Below are 16,764 nucleotides of genomic sequence, written 5' to 3'. Positions count from 1 at the left end.
TGGGAAGGTTTTTATTTTTCAATCCATTCTCTGAAATCAGCTGTCTGACTTTGGCTTGTGATAAGTGGATTTTCCAAACCTTTCATTTCTAAAGCTAAAGCGTTTTTCGAATAGCGCTCCATTTTTATAATATTTTTTTTATTGACAAGTTCGCTACGGTTGATCTTGAAAAATTCGTTAGGATTTAGGTGTGATTCTATTTCTTTAAGCACGGTTTGATTGAGTAAATGTTTTTTACCGGAATCATCAAACGCAAAAATAACTCCTTCTTCAGCTTTAAAAAATGTGATATGTTCAGTTTCTAAAAAATAAATTCCTTTATTGCTGATTACACTGAATCGTTCTTTGAAACTTTTAGGTTGAATCTCTTTTTGAATCTGGCTGATTTTCAATAAAATTTCATCAGAAGCATGAGATTTATTTAAGACTGAAAACTTATTCCATGCTTTTTGAAAACGCTCTAAAGTAAAAGGTTTCAGAAGATATTCAATTCCATTTGTTTCAAAAGCATTCATCCAAAATTGGTCATAAGCGGTCGTGAAAATAATCGGACAGGAAATTTTCACCTGATCATAAATTTCAAACGCATTTCCGTCTAGCAATTCAATATCTGAAATAATAAGATCAACAGATTTTTCTGTTTTTAAAAAATCTATAGCCTGTTCAACATTATCAATTTCTGCAATGATTTCTGTAGTTTCTTTTAATTCATCAATAAATCTGATGAGTTTTTTTCTTGCGGGAATTTCATCTTCAATAATGACTATTCTTATCATATTTTTTTAATTATAGGTAAGGTTACGGAAAATTGATCGTTTGTATTTTGAATTTTTATCTGATTTTCGGTCAGTAAAAAATACTGTTCGTTGAGGTTTTTCAATGCTTTTCCTGATGGAGATTTTGTGTTTCTCTTTTGAATTATATTATTTGAAACATTAAGATCTTCATCAATGCTGATGGTGATAAAAATAGGTTTTGTTTCTGTTCCCAAATTATGTTGAATGGCATTTTCTAATAATAACTGAAGACTTAACGGAACTATAAAACCTTGCGATTGATTATTTTTTATTTCCAATTGATAAGATTTTCCGTATTTGTGCTGAATCAGTTTGAAATATTTTTTAACAAAAGCTAATTCTTCATCAATTTCTACCAATCTTTTATCCGAAACCTGCAAAACATAGCGGTAAATATCTGCAAATTCATTGAGGAAATCTGAAGCTTGTGTTTTATCTTCTTCAATAAGCTGGTCGAGAATATTCAGATTGTTAAATAAAAAATGGGGATTGAGTTGGTTTTTAAGCTGATTGATCTTGGTCTCGGAAAGCATTTCATTAAAAGCTACAATCTGTTTCTGATTTTTCTGATTTTTTTGGTAATAATAAAAAGCAAGAAAAAAACTTCCGTAAATAAAAGCATTCAAAAAATCTGAAATAGCATTGTTGAGAAATGTTTGTGCATTAAAATTCCTTTCAAAAGTATTAAAAATAAAAGCGATAATAAGTTTGAAAATAGTAAGTATCACTAAATACAGAAGAAGGGAAGTTCCAAAAATTTTAAAAATTTCTTTAAAATTGAAATTGTCTGATTTTTGCCAATACATCATCAGAAAACGCATAATCAGAAAGAGAATACCGGCGTTTACAAAATACAAAACGGGAGCTTCCGGTGTGAAAGTGTACCAGTTGATCTCTCTTTCTGTCTGAAAACGGATTTCTATGGTTTGCACATAAGAAAATAGAAAAATAAAGAGTAAAAAGTATTTGTTCTGCTGTATTTCGGTTAAAATTTTCTTCATGATTTTGTTACAACAAAATAGTTCTATAAAAATACAGAACTATTTATAAAGTTTATAATTGAAAATGTGTTTACGGTTTATTTTGGTGAATCTTCGGGAAATGAAGCAGTAATATTTCCTTTATCATCATAAAAATCGAGCTTTGCTTTGTTTTCTTTGTCTACATAAAACATGGCTTTAGGCAATCCTTTTGCATCAAAAAGAAAAAGGCCATCTCTTTGTCCGCGAGATTTTCCAAGCATAATTCTTGGTGTTCCTTGTCCGAAATTTTTAGTTCTTTGAGATTCATTTTTAGAACGATCGTTGAATGTAAGACTGCTTCCTACAAACCTTTCATTGCCTTTCTGGTAATCTTCAGATAACAATTGCATGATTTGATCACCGTCATATTGATCATGCGTAAATGAAAGTCCTGAAGAGTGACCATCTGCGTTTTTCTTACCGTCATAGATAAATCCACCACATTCCAGACCTTCTTCGTTGAAGAACAACATTCCGGAACGTTTTTTACGCTTTTCGTTGGTGTAAACACCGTTGATTTTTATTTTTCCGTTTGGAAAACGATCTACATTGGTAATTACCATTTTTACAGTACCATCTTTTTCTACGATATTAATTCTTTCCACATCGATTTCTGAAAACTTTTGGTTTCCATTACTTTTAAAAGCCGAATTAACTAAAAAGAAAATTACAATGGTCATCGAAAAGGCGAAAGTTCTTAAAAATATAAGCTCTCTGTTGATACGTTTTTCTGTCATAATTATTGATTTTATGGCGTAAAAGTATCATGATTACTTGATTTAAATCAAAAACTATTTTTTGAACTAAGGAAATAAAGCGATGAACTAAGAATAATATAAGATGAGTGAATTTTTAGCTTAATTAAATAAAATCATAAATGCCGTTCTTCCAACCCAACACTTTTGACGAATCTGCATTCAGCCAATTTTTAAGAACTGTAGCGTAAACTTTCCGGAAATCTTCGGTGTAAATTAAGTCTCCTTCATTAAGATTTTGTAAATCGGGAAGGGCATTCAGAATTCCTTTCTTTTTTAATCCGCCGCTGATAAAAAACATTTGGTTTGCCGTGCCGTGATCGGTTCCTTTGCTTGCATTTTGGGCAACACGTCTTCCGAATTCTGAAAAAGTCATGAGTAAAATGTCATTAAACAATCCGTTCGATTTCATATCGGCAACAAACGATTTTACGGCATCATTGATCTCTCTAAACAGTTTTTGCTGTCTTTCGTTTTGATTGACGTGCGTATCAAAACTTCCGATAGAAAGATAATAAACTTGCGTGTTGATATCAGATTTAATCAATGAAGCCACCGTTTTAAAGTCTTTTCCCAATTTAGAATTCGGATATTCCTGAGTCGATTTTTTTGCTTTGCTTTTTTCAAAAATATAATCAGCGTTATTGATCGTAGAGCCTAAAGTTTTGTATAAATAAGAAACGGTTTCGTCATCGTGATGATGGTCATTATTGTACAATGATTTAAAATATTTTTCCTGACTGGTTTGATAAAGTTTTTTGGGATCTTTAAACGCAAAAGCTTTGTTGTTTTCTCCTTTTAAAGCCAGACTCAGCATGTCATCAACTTCCAAAGCCTGCGTTGGATGTTCGCATTTATAACATTCTTCATCCAGAAATCTTCCGAGCCATCCTGTTTCCAGAAACTCATCGCTTTTACTTGCAGAATGCCAAATATCCATGCTTCTGAAATGCGATTTATCAGGATTCGGATAACCTACATTATTCATTAGGGAAAGTTCGCCGCTGTCAAACAGTTCTTTAAAATAAGATAGCGAAGGATTGATTCCCGTTTCATCATTTAAAGCTAATGAATCTGTAATCGCAATCGTATTTCTTTCTTTAAAATAAATATCATTTTTGGTCGGAATAATCGTGTTTAAACCATCATTACCACCTGTAAATTGTAAAACGATCAATATCTTCTGACTTGGATTCAATGCATTATCTAAAGTCATCGACTGCAAAAAATTCGGAACCAATAAGGAAGCCGTTGCCAATGAACTTATCTTTAAAAATTCTCTTCTCTTTATAATCATAAATTTAGGTTTTAGGTTAAAGATATTAGGTTACAGAGGACAAATTTTAGTTAAAATCTGCAGCCTGCGACCTTAAAACTACATTAACTGATATTCCGGTGTAGACATCAGATTGATCACATTCATTTTAATACTTTTATCTGAAAACTGATTCACAATATCCATATCCAACGATTCTGAATTGACGATCAGATAATCTTCTGCTTTTTTCTGCGTTAAAGCCTGGTCTACTTTCGTCCAGTCGATAATTATATTAGGGTTTTTGAAACTTTTATTTAAAGCTTCCCGTGATTTCATTCCCATTTCCATATCATCATCTTCTTTTGCTGAATATTCCATAGGGCGCAAACCCGACCAGATTTGCGGAATCTGAAGTCTTAACATTAAAGTAGAACTGTCAATCCAGGATTTTCCATTCGGCCAACCTGCAACATTGGGTGGATAAAGTAGCATTTGACCTAAAAGCTTTTGATAAACTGTAATGTTTTCTGGATTTTGGATATTCATCGGAAGGATTCTCATCATTCCGGCAAATAATTCTGTGGGAGATTTTATGCGGTTGCCAATGTTTTTTTTGTCATAAAACCATGAGCTTGAAAAAATTTCAGACATCAGTTTTTTGATGTCATATCCGGATTGGTAAAAGTCTTCGCTTAGATTTTTAATCCTGTTGGAATCGGGCTTTTCGTTGACAAAAAAGGTATAGATTTTTGTTGTAATAAACTCTGCAGTAGATTTTTGCTCTAAAATGATATTTAAAATATCGTCTCCGGTAAAGTTTCCGGTTTTTCCAAGAAAAGTTTTTGTGTCGGTGTCGTGAAGTTTTTTTCTTTCATTAAAATTTCCTTCTTTATCATAACCCCATCCTGTAAAAGCTCTTGCAGCTTCCCGAATATCTTTTTCGGTATAATTTCCACGACCCATTGTAAATAACTCCATCACTTCACGGGCGAAATTTTCGTTGGGATGATCTTTTTTATTCTGTTGATTATTTAAAAAACTAAGCATTGCAGGAGAGCGGCTCACTTCAAACAGTAAATCTTTAAAATTCCCCATAGATTTTTCCCGAATTGTATTCAAAAGCTGTTGATTGAATTTCGGATTATTGATTCTCGTGGCAAAATGTCCGTGCCAGAAAAAAGCCATTTTTTCCCGTAATTGTTCTTTGCTATCGGTCATTTTTTTTAGAAAGTTAAGGTTCAGTTCGTTGTTTTGCTTCTGATTTATTTTTTGAATTTCTCTTTTCTGTTCGGCTGTCGCTTTTGGGTCTGTGTATTCAATGGGTTCAATGTCGGGAGTTTCATAAACAATAGGAGAGAAGGTTTCTTCATTAAACACTTCTTTCAAAATCGTTTTGATGTTTTTAGTTTTCAAATCATTTACCTGCTCAATTTCAGGTCCGAAACCAGCACGCCAAAGAAGATGTTTGTTATTGATAAATGAAGTAGCCATAATCCTGATTTTGTTTTTTGATGATGAAATAAAGATGAGGTTAAACAGTATAAACAAATATTAATGTTGATTTATTGTTTGCCTTCATGTAAAGTTAAACAACTATTTAAATATTTGTAATTTTAAATAGTTGATTTTCATTATTTTATGAAATGTTTAGGCTTTCGTGTTAAGAAGTGTGAATTATTTTGGCATGATTTTTACATCTGCCCTTGTAGTAAAATTTAAAAAAATCAGAGTTATGAAAATGTTTAAACAAACCATTTTAGCAGCTGGAATTTTAACAGCCGGTTTAGTAAGTGCGCAAAGTGCTCAGATGAATAATATGATCAAAGTAGGAGCAACTGCAGGTATTGCTGTTCCTTCAGATAACGTTTCTGCTGCAGTAGGTGTAGATGTAGCGTATCAAAATCTTATCACTCCAGGTTTTGGTTTAGGTATCGCAACGGGTTATACTCATTATTTTGGAAAAGATAACAACGGATATAATAATAACGATGTTGGGGTAATTCCTGTAGCAGCTCTTTTCAGAGTGTATCCTAAACAGACAGGATTTTATTTCGGAGCCGATTTAGGATATGGATTTTTAGTAGGTGATGAGAAAGTTGCAACCAATTCTACAGTAAACAGACCAGATGGTGGTTTTTATCTTAAACCGGAAATCGGATATCACAACAGAGACTGGAATTTCTATGTACAATACCAAAAAGTTTTTGCAGGAAGCAACGGAGATATCGCATCACCAGCTTCTCAGGACTATAATGTGGGAAGCATCGGAGCCGGATTTTCGTACAATATTCCTTTAGGAAAATAAATACAAAAATATAATCAGTTATCAACCAAACCTTTTCGAGTTTTTGAAAAGGTTTTTTGTTCCCATACAAAAAATACCAAAACAATTATTATATTTGATAAAATTTGCGATTATGAATTTAAATCCAAAATTTCCTCTCTATTTACCGGGAGTTAAAAATACCAATAATGATAATATTTCTATTATCGGAGCTAATTTGAGAGAAGACGTAACTACGATTGCGTACTATATTTCAGGAAATTCCGGGATAGAACTTAAATTTAAAAATAATTATCCTACCAAAGAATATGCATCTTTTTCAGATGTTCTTTCGAAGTTTATTCAGGATTCTCAGCTTGAAAATGTTCAGCGACTTGGGATTTCGGTTCCGGGACCTGTAATAGATGGTAAAAGTCATCCTGCACGTTTGAAAAACTGGAGTTTAGATGTAGAAGAATATCGCAGCAAATTTGGTTTTGAGAAAGTAGATATGCTGAATGACCAGGAAGCTTCTGCTTATGGAATTGGTCTTTTGGATGATTCTGATTTGGATGCAATCTACACAAGCGGTCATCTTGAAAAAGGAAATGTTGCTATTCTTGCACCCGGAAACGGTTTGGGAGAAGCAGGATATTTTTTTGACGGAAAATATTTAAGACCTTTTGCAACGGAAGGAGGGCATTCAGAGTTTTCACCAAGAACCAATGTTGAGGTAGAATTTTATCAGTTTTTAAATAATATCTACGGAATTGTAAGCTGGGAAAATGTACTTTCAAAAACAGGTTTATTTAATATCTACCGATTTTTGAGAGATGTAAAAAGGCATCCTGAACCGGAATGGCTTTCTGAGCGTTTGGCAAATGGAAACTTTACAGAAGAAATCTACAAAGCAGCAATGCATGAAGATGCGTTGATTTGTAGAATTGCTTTAGACACGTTCCTGGAGTTTTTGGCAAGAGAAGCCAACAACCTTACTTTAAAGTTGAAAGCTACAGGTGGATTGCTGATTGCAGGAGATATTCCGCAGATCATAAGAGAATATATCGACAAAGATAAATTCTATGAGAAATTCAAGATCAGTGATAAGATGGAAGATATGTTGAAGAACATTCCTATTTATGTAGTTAATACAGAAAGTACAAGTATTAATGGTGCGGCACTTTACACCGCCTATTTTACAGAATAAATATAAGCTCCGAAGAAATTCGGAGTTTTTTTATGCCTGATTTTATTCATGTCAAAAAAGATTTTTATTGATGTACATCAAGATGGATTATTAAATAAGATAATTAAATTTGCAGCGTTAATAAACATTTAAAAATTTACAATGAAAAAAATATTCTTATTAGCAGTTTTAGCTAGTGGATTAGCTTTCGGGCAGGCAAAAAAAGTAGTAAGCTCTGATGTTCACTGGTGGGGATATAAAGTTGCTAAATCTCAGGCAAGTTCTCACGACGGTACCATTACTGTAAAATCTGGAAATATCGTAATGAAAGGAAACGAAATCACAGGGGGTTCTTTTGTTTTAGATATGAATTCTATCAACGCAACGGATGTTTCAGGAGAAATGCAAGGGAAATTAAACGGTCACCTTAAAAACGGAGATTTCTTTGAAATTGAAAAATTCCCCACTGCGGCTTTCAAAATTACTTCAGTAAAGAAAAACAACGATAAAATGTACAACCGTACAGTTACAGGTGATCTTACAGTAAAAGGTAAAACAAACCCGGTTTCTTTCCCTGCAAACGTTACAGTGAAAGACGGAATAGTTACTTTAACTTCAAATAAATTCTCTTTCGACAGACAAAAATTTGATGTAGCTTACAAATCTTCAATGAAAGATGTTTTTGTGAAAGATGAGATAGAAATGACCGTTAAGGTGAGCGCGAAATAATTTATTCAAAAAAATATTATTAAAAGTGTAGAAGTTCTACACTTTTTTTTATTTTTGTTGAATTGTAAATAAAATATAATGAAAAGATTACTATTGTTTGTTATGATGTGTGCAAGCATATCATTAGTTTTTGCTCAGAAAAAAGGAGATAAGGTTTCGAAAGTGATAACATCCGAGATCAAATGGTGGGGACATAAAGTGGTAAAAACTAAAGCTTCGTCTCACTACGGAAGTCTAAAACTGAAAAGTGGTAAGTTTAATTTCGATAAAACGGTTTTGGTAGACGGTGAGTTTGTAATCGATATGAGAAGTCTTGTTGTTGCAGATGTTTCTGGTGACGATCAGGTGAAATTGACCAACGAATTGAAAGGAACCAATTTCTTTGAAGTTAAAAAATTCCCTACAGCGAAGTTTCACTTAAAGAAAATCATCCCTCTTGCAAACAGCGAGTACAATTCTACGATTGTAGGTGATATTACGATCAAGAATATCAGAAAAACAATTTCTTTCCCTGCAAACGCACACATTACGCAGTTTACAGTAGAAATTGAGTCTTCAAAATTCTCTTTAAACAGAAAAGATTTCAAAATTGTTTACCAGAATTCTTTGAAAGATTATTTCATCAAAGACGAAATGGATATTCAGTTTAAGCTTTCTACTCAAAAAGTTGATAACGAAAGACCTTTATAAGGTTAAATTTATAATAAAATACAAAGGACTGCTTTTAGATAAGCGGTCCTTTTTTTATTTTAGCTAATCAATTACTCAATAATTGTTTAAATTAAAAAGAATCAGGTGAAAATATATGTAATAAGTGGTCTTGGCGCCGATTTTAAAGTTTTGGAACGTTTGCAGTTTCCAAAAGAGCATGAAGTGGTTTTTATCGATTGGCTGATTCCTGAAAATGATGAATCTTTTAGTTCTTATGTTGCAAGAATGGGTGATAAGATCGATACTTCCGAACCTTTTTATCTTTTGGGATATTCTTTTGGCGGAATCATGGTTCAGGAAATTAATATTTTAAAAGCTGCAGAAAAAGTGGTGATCTTAGGAAGTATTAAATCTGATAAGGAAAAATCGAGGTTGATAAAAATGGGGGAGCTTACGAAAATCCCTAAATATCTTCCTGTGAATCTTTTCAATCCCAAGACTTTAGAAACTTATTCTGTTTTCAGAAAGTTCTTTGATCCTAAAAATCCTAAGGTTAATCAGTATTTTAGAGTTACCGATCCGTATTATCTGAAATGGTCTATTCAACGTATTTCAGAATGGAAATTTGAGCAGAAAAATAATGTCATTCAAATTATGGGCGATCGTGATATTGTTTTTCCACTAAAAAACTCAAAACCAGATTATGTTATTAAAGGGGGAACTCATCTTTTTCCGGCAACGAAATACAAAGAAGTTTCATTGCTTTTGAATAAAATTTTCATTTAATTTTAAAAATGCTATTAATTTATAGGGGTTATTGTTTTATATATGTGTTTTTATAAAATTTATTTTTAATTTTGACGGGGGTTAAAAATTGAAATATATAAAATTACTATTTGGTAATTTGAAAAGCACTAAAAAAATAAAAAGCTCTTATGAAAGTTGGTTTAAAATGGAAAGTTTCATTTGTTGTTATTTGCATTGTTGCAATCGGTGGTTTATTCTTCAGACCAGATGTAGATATTCCCAACACTGGAAATTTTCTGAGTGAAAAAGAAATTGTAGGTTCAGATGTAGCCTGGATTCTTGCTGCAGCAGGTTTGGTTTTGCTGATGACTCCCGGTTTATCATTTTTCTATGGCGGAATGGTCGGTAAGAAAAATGTAATTTCTACGATGTTGCAAAGCTTTATTGCTTTGGGAGTAATTTCTATTTTATGGACCGTCGTGGGTTTTTCCCTTTCTTTTGGCGAATCTATCGGTTTTGAAATCGACGGTGTTCATTACGGAATTATAGGAAATCCTTTTACCTATCCGTTTTTCAATCATGTAAGTATTTATCCTCACAAAACGATGGCTTCAACCATTCCGTTTATTTTGTTTGCGCTTTTTCAGATGAAATTTGCGGTAATTACTCCAGCTTTAATTACAGGATCGTTTGCTGAAAGGGTTCGATTTATTTCGTATTTGGTTTTTATGGTTTTGTTCAGTCTTTTTATTTATACACCACTTTGCCACATGGTTTGGCATCCGGAAGGTCTTTTAAATAAATTTTTCGGAGTTAAAGATTTCGCAGGCGGAACGGTAGTTCACATGAGTGCCGGTTTTGCGGCTTTGGCGGGAGCGATTGTTTTAGGAAGAAGAAAAAATCCTCATCAAGAACCGTCAAATATTCCTTATGTTATTCTAGGGACAGGAATGTTGTGGTTTGGATGGTTTGGTTTTAATGCGGGTTCTGCTTTAAGCGCCAATGCAACAGCGGCAATCGCTTTTGGAACTACAACCATAGCCTCGGCTTCAGCAATGATAACCTGGATTTTTTTCGACAGAATTAATGGGCGAAAAGTTTCTGCTTTGGGAGCTTGCATTGGTGCGGTTGTCGGTTTAGTGGCAATTACTCCGGGTTGTGGTTTTGTTTCGATTCAGGAAAGTATTTTTATCGGTTTTATTTCTGCAATTGTTTCTAATTTAATGGTCAATTGGAAAGCTTTAAAAAAGATTGACGATACGCTCGATGTTTTTGCCTGTCATGGAGTAGGAGGAATTATGGGAATGATTCTTACGGCTATTTTTGCTCACGGTGAAAACGCTAGTCTTCTTCACGGAGGATTCGGGATTTTTGCACATCACATGATGGCGCTTATTTTGGTTTCTCTTTTTGCATTTTTCGGGTCGATGCTTTTGTATAAAATTACTGATAGAATCATTACGTTAAGAGTAAAGGAAGATTCGGAAGAGCAAGGACTTGATATTTCTCAACATAGCGAAAGTTTAAAATGGTAGAAGTGATTTTATTTTTCTCTCGCAGATTTGGCAGATAACGCAGATTTTTTTGATATTTAATCTACTAAACCCGTTTGATTAGTGAGAGTTAGATGACTGATAAAATAAGATTGAAAATTGATTTTCTGATAAATTTTAATCAAATATATGTAAAGTGGCACTTTGTAGGAGTGTCACTTTTATTCAGAACTATTCTTTACAAAGATACCGCTCCTACGGAGCGGCGCCCTGACTTAACATAATGCTCAATATTGTTTTCATTCTAAGGTATTTTCAATGTATATTTGCTTTTCATGAAATTGGAATTTAATTTATGGAATCAATATCGGTTTTTGAAATTATTAAAGTAGGAATAGGTCCATCAAGTTCGCATACAATGGGACCGTGGAATGCAGCTTCGGCATTTATCAGAATCATAAAAAGAGAAAGATCAATTGCTGAGGTAAAAGAAGTTTTTCTTGAATTTTTTGGCTCATTAGCGAAAACGGGAATCGGTCACGGAACCGATACTGCTGGAATGTTGGGTTTGAATGGTGAAGATTTTAAAACCATCGATACTACAAAGATTGATAAGATTGTAGATACCATTAAAGAAACTCAAATCATTAATTTGGGTGGAGAAAAAGAAATTCCATTTGTTTACGGACATCATTTGGTTTTAAATATGTCTCAGACTCTTGATTATCATCCCAACGGAATGATTTTTAAAGCCATTTTTGAAGATGGAACCGAGCTTGTACAGGATTTTTATTCTGTAGGTGGAGGTTTTATTATGAGTCAGGAGAAAAACTCAATCGAGAAACAATGTGTTCGTACCATCTATCCTTGTCATCACGGTTCTGATATCATAAAATATTGTGAAAAATTAGGTTTCAACAAAATTTCAGATTTAATTTTAATTAATGAAGAAAGCTGGAGAACGCAGGAAGAAACAAGAAAAGAAGCACTTTATATTTGGGAACAGATCAAAGAATGTATCTATAAAGGCGTTAATAAAGAAGGTATTTTGCCGGGCGGACTGAATGTTACCCGTCGTGCTGCCGGAATCAACAGAAAACTTTTAGGCGATAAAATTTATAAAAATAAAGATGAGTGGTTTCAGCAGGTTGTAGATGCTGAAGAAAATTTCACCAATATCAATAAATGGATTGCGTGTTTTGCTTTAGCGGTAAATGAAGAGAATGCAAGCTTTGGAAGAATTATCACAGCGCCAACGAATGGAGCGAGTGGGGTAATTCCGGCAGTTTTAATGTATGCTCAGGCTTTTACAGATGCGGTAAGTGAAGATGATATTGCAAGATTTATTTTGGTTGCAGGGGAAATCGGAACTTTATTCAAGAAAAATGCGACCATTTCTGCAGCAATGGGCGGTTGTCAGGCAGAAATCGGAGTTTCTTCGGCAATGGCTGCAGCAGGTTTAACGGAAATTCTCGGGGGAACTGTCGGTCAGGTTTTAATGGCCGCAGAGATTGCAATGGAACATCATTTAGGTTTAACTTGTGACCCGATTAAAGGTTTGGTTCAGATTCCGTGTATCGAAAGAAATACGATGGGCGCAATCAAGGCGATTACTGCAGCAAATATTGCTTTAGAAAGTGATCCTACAAAAGCCAAAGTAACTTTGGATGAGGTTATTCAGACGATGTGGGAAACTGCTTTATCAATGAATGATCGATTTAAAGAAACATCAGAAGGAGGTTTGGCGATTGCGGTAAATGTTCCGGAGTGTTAAAATAAAAAATAAGCAGCTTATTATAAAAACGTGCGCACCTTTTAATCAAAAGATGCGCACGTTTTCGTTAAAAGATACGGAGGTTTTCAATGAAACGTCCGTATCTTTTTTATAATAAATTTTTTAGTACATGATGAAAAATATTTTACCACAAAAGAATCAAAAGAAATGATTGAAAAAAATAGAAATTCAAAAGTTTACAAAATGTAAAAATCTGATTTGTCAATGGTTTTGTAAGCTTTTGATTAATTAAAAGCTAGTAAAATCTTTTGATTCTTTTGCGGTTAAAAAGAAAATGTCATATACTAAGAATAAATTTACTTCTTATCAAAAACAAGGTTATTACCGTTTTGAATAAGATTTAATTGTTTCTTTTCCGGAGCAAAAGCGATTTCTACACCGATATTATCATTTTTAAATTTGTCTCCTTCGGAGTATTCTAACGGAAATGAAGGCTGATCTGCTAACTGAGCAAAAAGATTCTCATCTTTTATGAAGATTTTAAAATCTACTTTAAGATCTTTAGAATAATAAGTTCCTTCATATTTTTGTAGTTCTTTTTCAGAGACTTTTTTTAGTTCTGTAAACTTTGGATATTCATATTCCTGGTCGTAAACAAGATTGATGATTCCTAAAAATATTTTTCCGTGCGCTAATTTTTCACCGTTAATAATGGTTGATATTGAATACTTTTCGGTCGGGCTGTAAGAAATAAGTGAATGAGTTCCTGCTGTGTCACCACCATGTCCGAAAGAAACTTTATTATAAAAAGGAACCGCCATTACACCTAACCCAAATGGTTTTCCTGATTTAGGAAGCATCTTATCCAATGTTTCTTTTTTTACAAATTTGTGATCAAATAAAGCATTAATGAATAAATTCATATCGTAGGTTGTAGATGTAATATCACCCAAACCGATGCAGTTACGGAAATCAAAATCCTCTACTTCTGTCCATTTCCCGGTTGTGTTTTCATACGATTTGAAGATGTTTTTTTGATTGTCTAAAACCGAAAACGTATTCTTCATATTGGCTTTACTCGTAATATTTTCTTTCAGTAAAACATGGTATGGTTTCTTAGCAACTTTCTCTAAAATTCTGCTTAAAAGATAGTATCCTGAATTTGAATATCTCTCTTTTTCTCCGGGCTGAAATTCTACACCATGTTTTTTGATAGTGTCTAAAATAGCTTTGTCACCTACTGTTTTTCCGAACAACCACGGTCCTGCATAATCACCCAAACCACTTGTATGGTTCATTAGGTTTTCTAAAGTTATTTTATTGGCATTAGGAATTTCTGGATAATATTTTGAAAGCTTTTCATCTAATTTTAGTTTTCCTTTTTCTTCCAGTTGCATCAGCATAACAGCAGTAACTAATTTACTGATAGAACCAATCTGATAACCTGTATTCTTGTCCCATTTTACATTAGATAATAGGTCTTGACCGAAACTTTTTTGGTAAATCTCTTTTCCATTTTGGAAAATAGTAATGCTTCCGATTCCCTGTTTATTTTGGCTGATGTAATTTAAAAAATCATCAATTTTCGCTGTGTTGATTCCATTTTTACTGATTCCTTTTATTTTTTCATCTTTCGGGTTGGGCTTTTCTTTTCCATCATTTTTATAAAGACTAAGAGGGAAAGATCTTGAATTTTGGGTAAAAGTTCCTTCAAAATGATCTGTTTTATATTGCCCTTTGTAGGATGCATTCAAAGCTTTCATTTCAAAAACTAATTCGCTGTTTAAGAATTCGGTTTTATCAACATTGATAATTTGATCGCCTTGTTTGGGGCTTTTTGCGGTAGAAACGTAGATATTGTTTTCTTTTTTTACATCAAGAACTAATGGAAGTATCATTCCTCCAAGATCAAGCTCTCCTTTCCAAGAACCTGTTATTTCTTGGGCGTAAAAAGTCTGTGCTAATAAAATCAGCACTAATAGTAGTTTGGTTTTCATGTTTTTAAATTTTTAGATTAAAATATAACCTGGCTTACAATTGTGATTACGAGTGATACAAATGCAAATAGCACAATGTGTTGCCATTTTTTGATATTGGTTGCGGTTTTAAAGCCATTGTAGTAAAGTACAATACTGTAAACAAGAAGAATTAAACTGACAAATCCCCAAACTGTCACCATCGCCATATCTCCAACCGGGATGCTTTGTGGAGTGTTGATGTTTTCAGAAAGATTGTCTACTGCTTTTTTATAAAATGGTAATCCGTTCACGGGAATCATTACCATTAACGGTATTTGAGAAATGAATACGGTGTTTAAAATATCAATAAATCTTGTTTTACCATTTAGGATCTTAGCTAAAATAAAAAGAATAACAACTGCTAAAATATAACTTAAACTGTTGATTTTTAATATGTCCCAAATTCCTTGGCCTTCATCTAGGTTTGAATAATGAAAAATACTGTCGTTGGCAAAATCTACATAATAACAAATAAAAATATTGAGCCCAAAAACGAGTATTCCGGCAATCAAAAGTTTCTTTTCGTCAAACTTCAAAAAAGGATTAAAAATAGTTTTCCAGTTCATAGATAGATTATTTTTTTAGTTGATCAATTTTTTGAATAAGATCGTCCATTTTATTTCTCATGGTTGGGTAAGAAAGTTCTGCCTGTTTCGCCATTTCTTTAATGCTTCCGCTGGAAAGAAAAAAGTTTAAGATAAAATCCTGTTCGTCTCTGTTGAGTTTTAAAAAAACGGGAAGTTCATAATCGCCGTTTACATTGGTTCCACAATCGGGGCATTTCATCTGGCTTACATTGAGTGTATGATCACAACTCGGACAAATTATAGGAAGTTTCATTGACTTTTGTTTTTACAAATGTAATATTATTTTTAATAAAGTTAAAAAATATTTTAATAAAGTTAAAATTTGATTTTGGTTTAAAACTAAAAAAACTTCCTGATTAGAAAGTTTATATTGCTTGAAAGTCTTTATTTATCGAGAATTCCGCGGATTTTATTCGCGTTACTGATTAATTCTTCCAAATATTCAAAATTATCTTTTTCTAAAGCAGATTTGAATTTTCTGAGCTGAGAGATATGTTCATTCAAAACATCGAGCACATTTTCTTTGTTTTGTTTAAAAATCGGAACCCACATTTCAGGATGAGATTTTGCCAGACGAACAGTGCTCGAGAAACCTGAACTTGCCAACTGAAAAATAGTGTCTTCTTCTTTTTCTTTCTCTAAAACCGTGTTAGCTAAAGCATAAGAAGTAATATGTGAAATATGCGAAATATACGCAGTATGAATGTCATGATCTTCCGCATTCATGTAAATTAAATGCATGTCAAGACTTTTCACGATGTTTTCTACCAATTCTAAAGCGTCTTCTGCAGATTCTTCACGATTACAGATTACTCCTGCTTTTCCTGAAAAACTTTCAGCAATTGCCGATTTCGGACCGTGGTTTTCGGTTCCCCACATTGGGTGAAAGGCTACAAATCTTGATCTTTTTGGATGGTTTTTTACAGCATTTACAATTCCTGATTTTGTAGAACCCACATCCATCACCGTTTGCTGATCCGAAATTAGGTCTAAAACCTCAGGAAGAATTTTCCTCGCTGAATCTACAGGAATGGCAATAATAACCAAATCTGAGTTTTGAATTCCAGTTTTTAAATCTGCTTTTTCATTAATGATATTCAAAGTTAAAGCTTCATCAAGATTTTCAGTATTGTTGTCGATCCCATAAATGAAATCTGCTGTTTTTTTCTGTTTTAATTTTAGGGCAATCGATCCGCCGATCAATCCTACACCAATGATACTTATTTTCATTTGTTTAAATTTTAAAAATAAAAAACCTCGCCAAAGGACGAGGTTTTAGTTATATATACAAGAAATCCTTATCCCAGATCTGAGTTAATAATTCCGTAATAATATGTCTTGTTTGTATTCACATGGCAAATTTAATAATTTTTTTCGAAAGCATGTTTGCTAAAAAAGTATTTTCTTATGACTTAGGAAGCTGTAGCGTTAAGAAAAATAAAATTTATTCCGTTAAAAAATTCCCACTGTTTGAGTACGACCCAAGTATTGAGCTGAAGAATAATCTTGAATTCGTATGAGTT

At 33.1% G+C, this 16,764-nt stretch carries 16 protein-coding genes; 7 read left to right on the top strand and 9 right to left on the bottom strand.

Translation table 11 applies throughout. The annotated features are described in order from the left end of the window. Positions 1 to 11: 11 nt before the first annotated feature. From BUR17_RS07555 to BUR17_RS07535, 5 genes are all read right to left on the bottom strand, one after another. A complete protein-coding gene (locus BUR17_RS07555) occupies positions 12 to 776 on the bottom strand; it encodes a LytR/AlgR family response regulator transcription factor (protein WP_074229698.1) in 765 nt (254 codons plus the stop codon). Beyond that, entirely contained in the window at positions 773 to 1,798 is a 1,026-nt protein-coding gene (locus BUR17_RS07550) for a sensor histidine kinase (protein ID WP_074229697.1), read from the bottom strand. The genes BUR17_RS07555 and BUR17_RS07550 overlap by 4 nt, the downstream gene beginning before the upstream one ends. Before the next feature lie 77 nt (positions 1,799 to 1,875). Beyond that, positions 1,876 to 2,556 carry a hypothetical protein gene (locus BUR17_RS07545; protein ID WP_074229696.1) on the bottom strand — a complete coding sequence of 227 codons (681 nt, stop codon included), beginning with the start codon at positions 2,554 to 2,556 and terminating at the stop codon, positions 1,876 to 1,878. 124 nt (positions 2,557 to 2,680) lie between these two features. Next, positions 2,681 to 3,871 (bottom strand): DUF1501 domain-containing protein, encoded by a 1,191-nt coding sequence (locus tag BUR17_RS07540; protein WP_074229695.1) that lies wholly within the window; start codon positions 3,869 to 3,871, stop codon positions 2,681 to 2,683. A 78-nt stretch (positions 3,872 to 3,949) separates the two neighbouring features. Beyond that, positions 3,950 to 5,323: a DUF1800 domain-containing protein gene (locus tag BUR17_RS07535; protein ID WP_074229694.1), complete on the bottom strand. Its 1,374-nt coding sequence runs from the start codon at positions 5,321 to 5,323 to the stop codon at positions 3,950 to 3,952. Between the two features lie 241 nt (positions 5,324 to 5,564). Between BUR17_RS07535 and BUR17_RS07530 the strand changes: the two genes are divergently transcribed. From BUR17_RS07530 to BUR17_RS07500, 7 genes are all read left to right on the top strand, one after another. Further along, a complete protein-coding gene (locus BUR17_RS07530; protein WP_074230256.1) occupies positions 5,565 to 6,137 on the top strand; it encodes a hypothetical protein in 573 nt (190 codons plus the stop codon). Positions 6,138 to 6,249: 112 nt separating this feature from the next. Next, complete coding sequence (locus tag BUR17_RS07525) at positions 6,250 to 7,302, top strand: glucokinase (protein WP_074229693.1); 1,053 nt, start codon at positions 6,250 to 6,252, stop codon at positions 7,300 to 7,302. 141 nt (positions 7,303 to 7,443) lie between these two features. Continuing rightward, entirely contained in the window at positions 7,444 to 8,010 is a 567-nt protein-coding gene (locus BUR17_RS07520; protein ID WP_074229692.1) for a YceI family protein, read from the top strand. 78 nt (positions 8,011 to 8,088) lie between these two features. After that, positions 8,089 to 8,700: a YceI family protein gene (locus BUR17_RS07515; protein ID WP_074229691.1), complete on the top strand. Its 612-nt coding sequence runs from the start codon at positions 8,089 to 8,091 to the stop codon at positions 8,698 to 8,700. A gap of 105 nt (positions 8,701 to 8,805) precedes the next feature. Further along, complete coding sequence (locus tag BUR17_RS07510; protein WP_074229690.1) at positions 8,806 to 9,447, top strand: alpha/beta hydrolase family protein; 642 nt, start codon at positions 8,806 to 8,808, stop codon at positions 9,445 to 9,447. 149 nt (positions 9,448 to 9,596) lie between these two features. Beyond that, positions 9,597 to 10,943 carry an ammonium transporter gene (locus BUR17_RS07505; protein ID WP_074229689.1) on the top strand — a complete coding sequence of 449 codons (1,347 nt, stop codon included), beginning with the start codon at positions 9,597 to 9,599 and terminating at the stop codon, positions 10,941 to 10,943. Positions 10,944 to 11,256: 313 nt separating this feature from the next. Next, positions 11,257 to 12,675 carry an L-serine ammonia-lyase gene (locus tag BUR17_RS07500; protein WP_074229688.1) on the top strand — a complete coding sequence of 473 codons (1,419 nt, stop codon included), beginning with the start codon at positions 11,257 to 11,259 and terminating at the stop codon, positions 12,673 to 12,675. Positions 12,676 to 12,992: 317 nt separating this feature from the next. Here the strand turns inward: BUR17_RS07500 and BUR17_RS07495 are convergent, their stop codons facing one another. The 4 genes from BUR17_RS07495 to BUR17_RS07480 form a co-directional block, all read right to left on the bottom strand. Beyond that, the gene (locus BUR17_RS07495; RefSeq protein WP_074229687.1) at positions 12,993 to 14,633 is read right to left on the bottom strand and encodes a serine hydrolase domain-containing protein; all 1,641 of its coding nucleotides are present in this window, start codon (positions 14,631 to 14,633) and stop codon (positions 12,993 to 12,995) included. A 17-nt stretch (positions 14,634 to 14,650) separates the two neighbouring features. Beyond that, positions 14,651 to 15,220 (bottom strand): YIP1 family protein, encoded by a 570-nt coding sequence (locus BUR17_RS07490; protein WP_074229686.1) that lies wholly within the window; start codon positions 15,218 to 15,220, stop codon positions 14,651 to 14,653. Positions 15,221 to 15,227: 7 nt separating this feature from the next. Further along, a complete protein-coding gene (locus BUR17_RS07485; RefSeq protein WP_065720434.1) occupies positions 15,228 to 15,494 on the bottom strand; it encodes a DUF2089 family protein in 267 nt (88 codons plus the stop codon). 131 nt (positions 15,495 to 15,625) lie between these two features. Beyond that, positions 15,626 to 16,471, bottom strand: coding sequence for a prephenate dehydrogenase (locus BUR17_RS07480; protein ID WP_074229685.1), 846 nt, complete (start codon positions 16,469 to 16,471; stop codon positions 15,626 to 15,628). Between the last annotated feature and the right edge of the window lie 293 nt (positions 16,472 to 16,764).

The organism is Chryseobacterium scophthalmum (genome assembly GCF_900143185.1).
In the GTDB taxonomy this organism is placed as follows: Bacteria; Bacteroidota; Bacteroidia; order Flavobacteriales; family Weeksellaceae; genus Chryseobacterium; species Chryseobacterium scophthalmum.
This window is presented reverse-complemented; position numbering and strand designations above follow the sequence as displayed.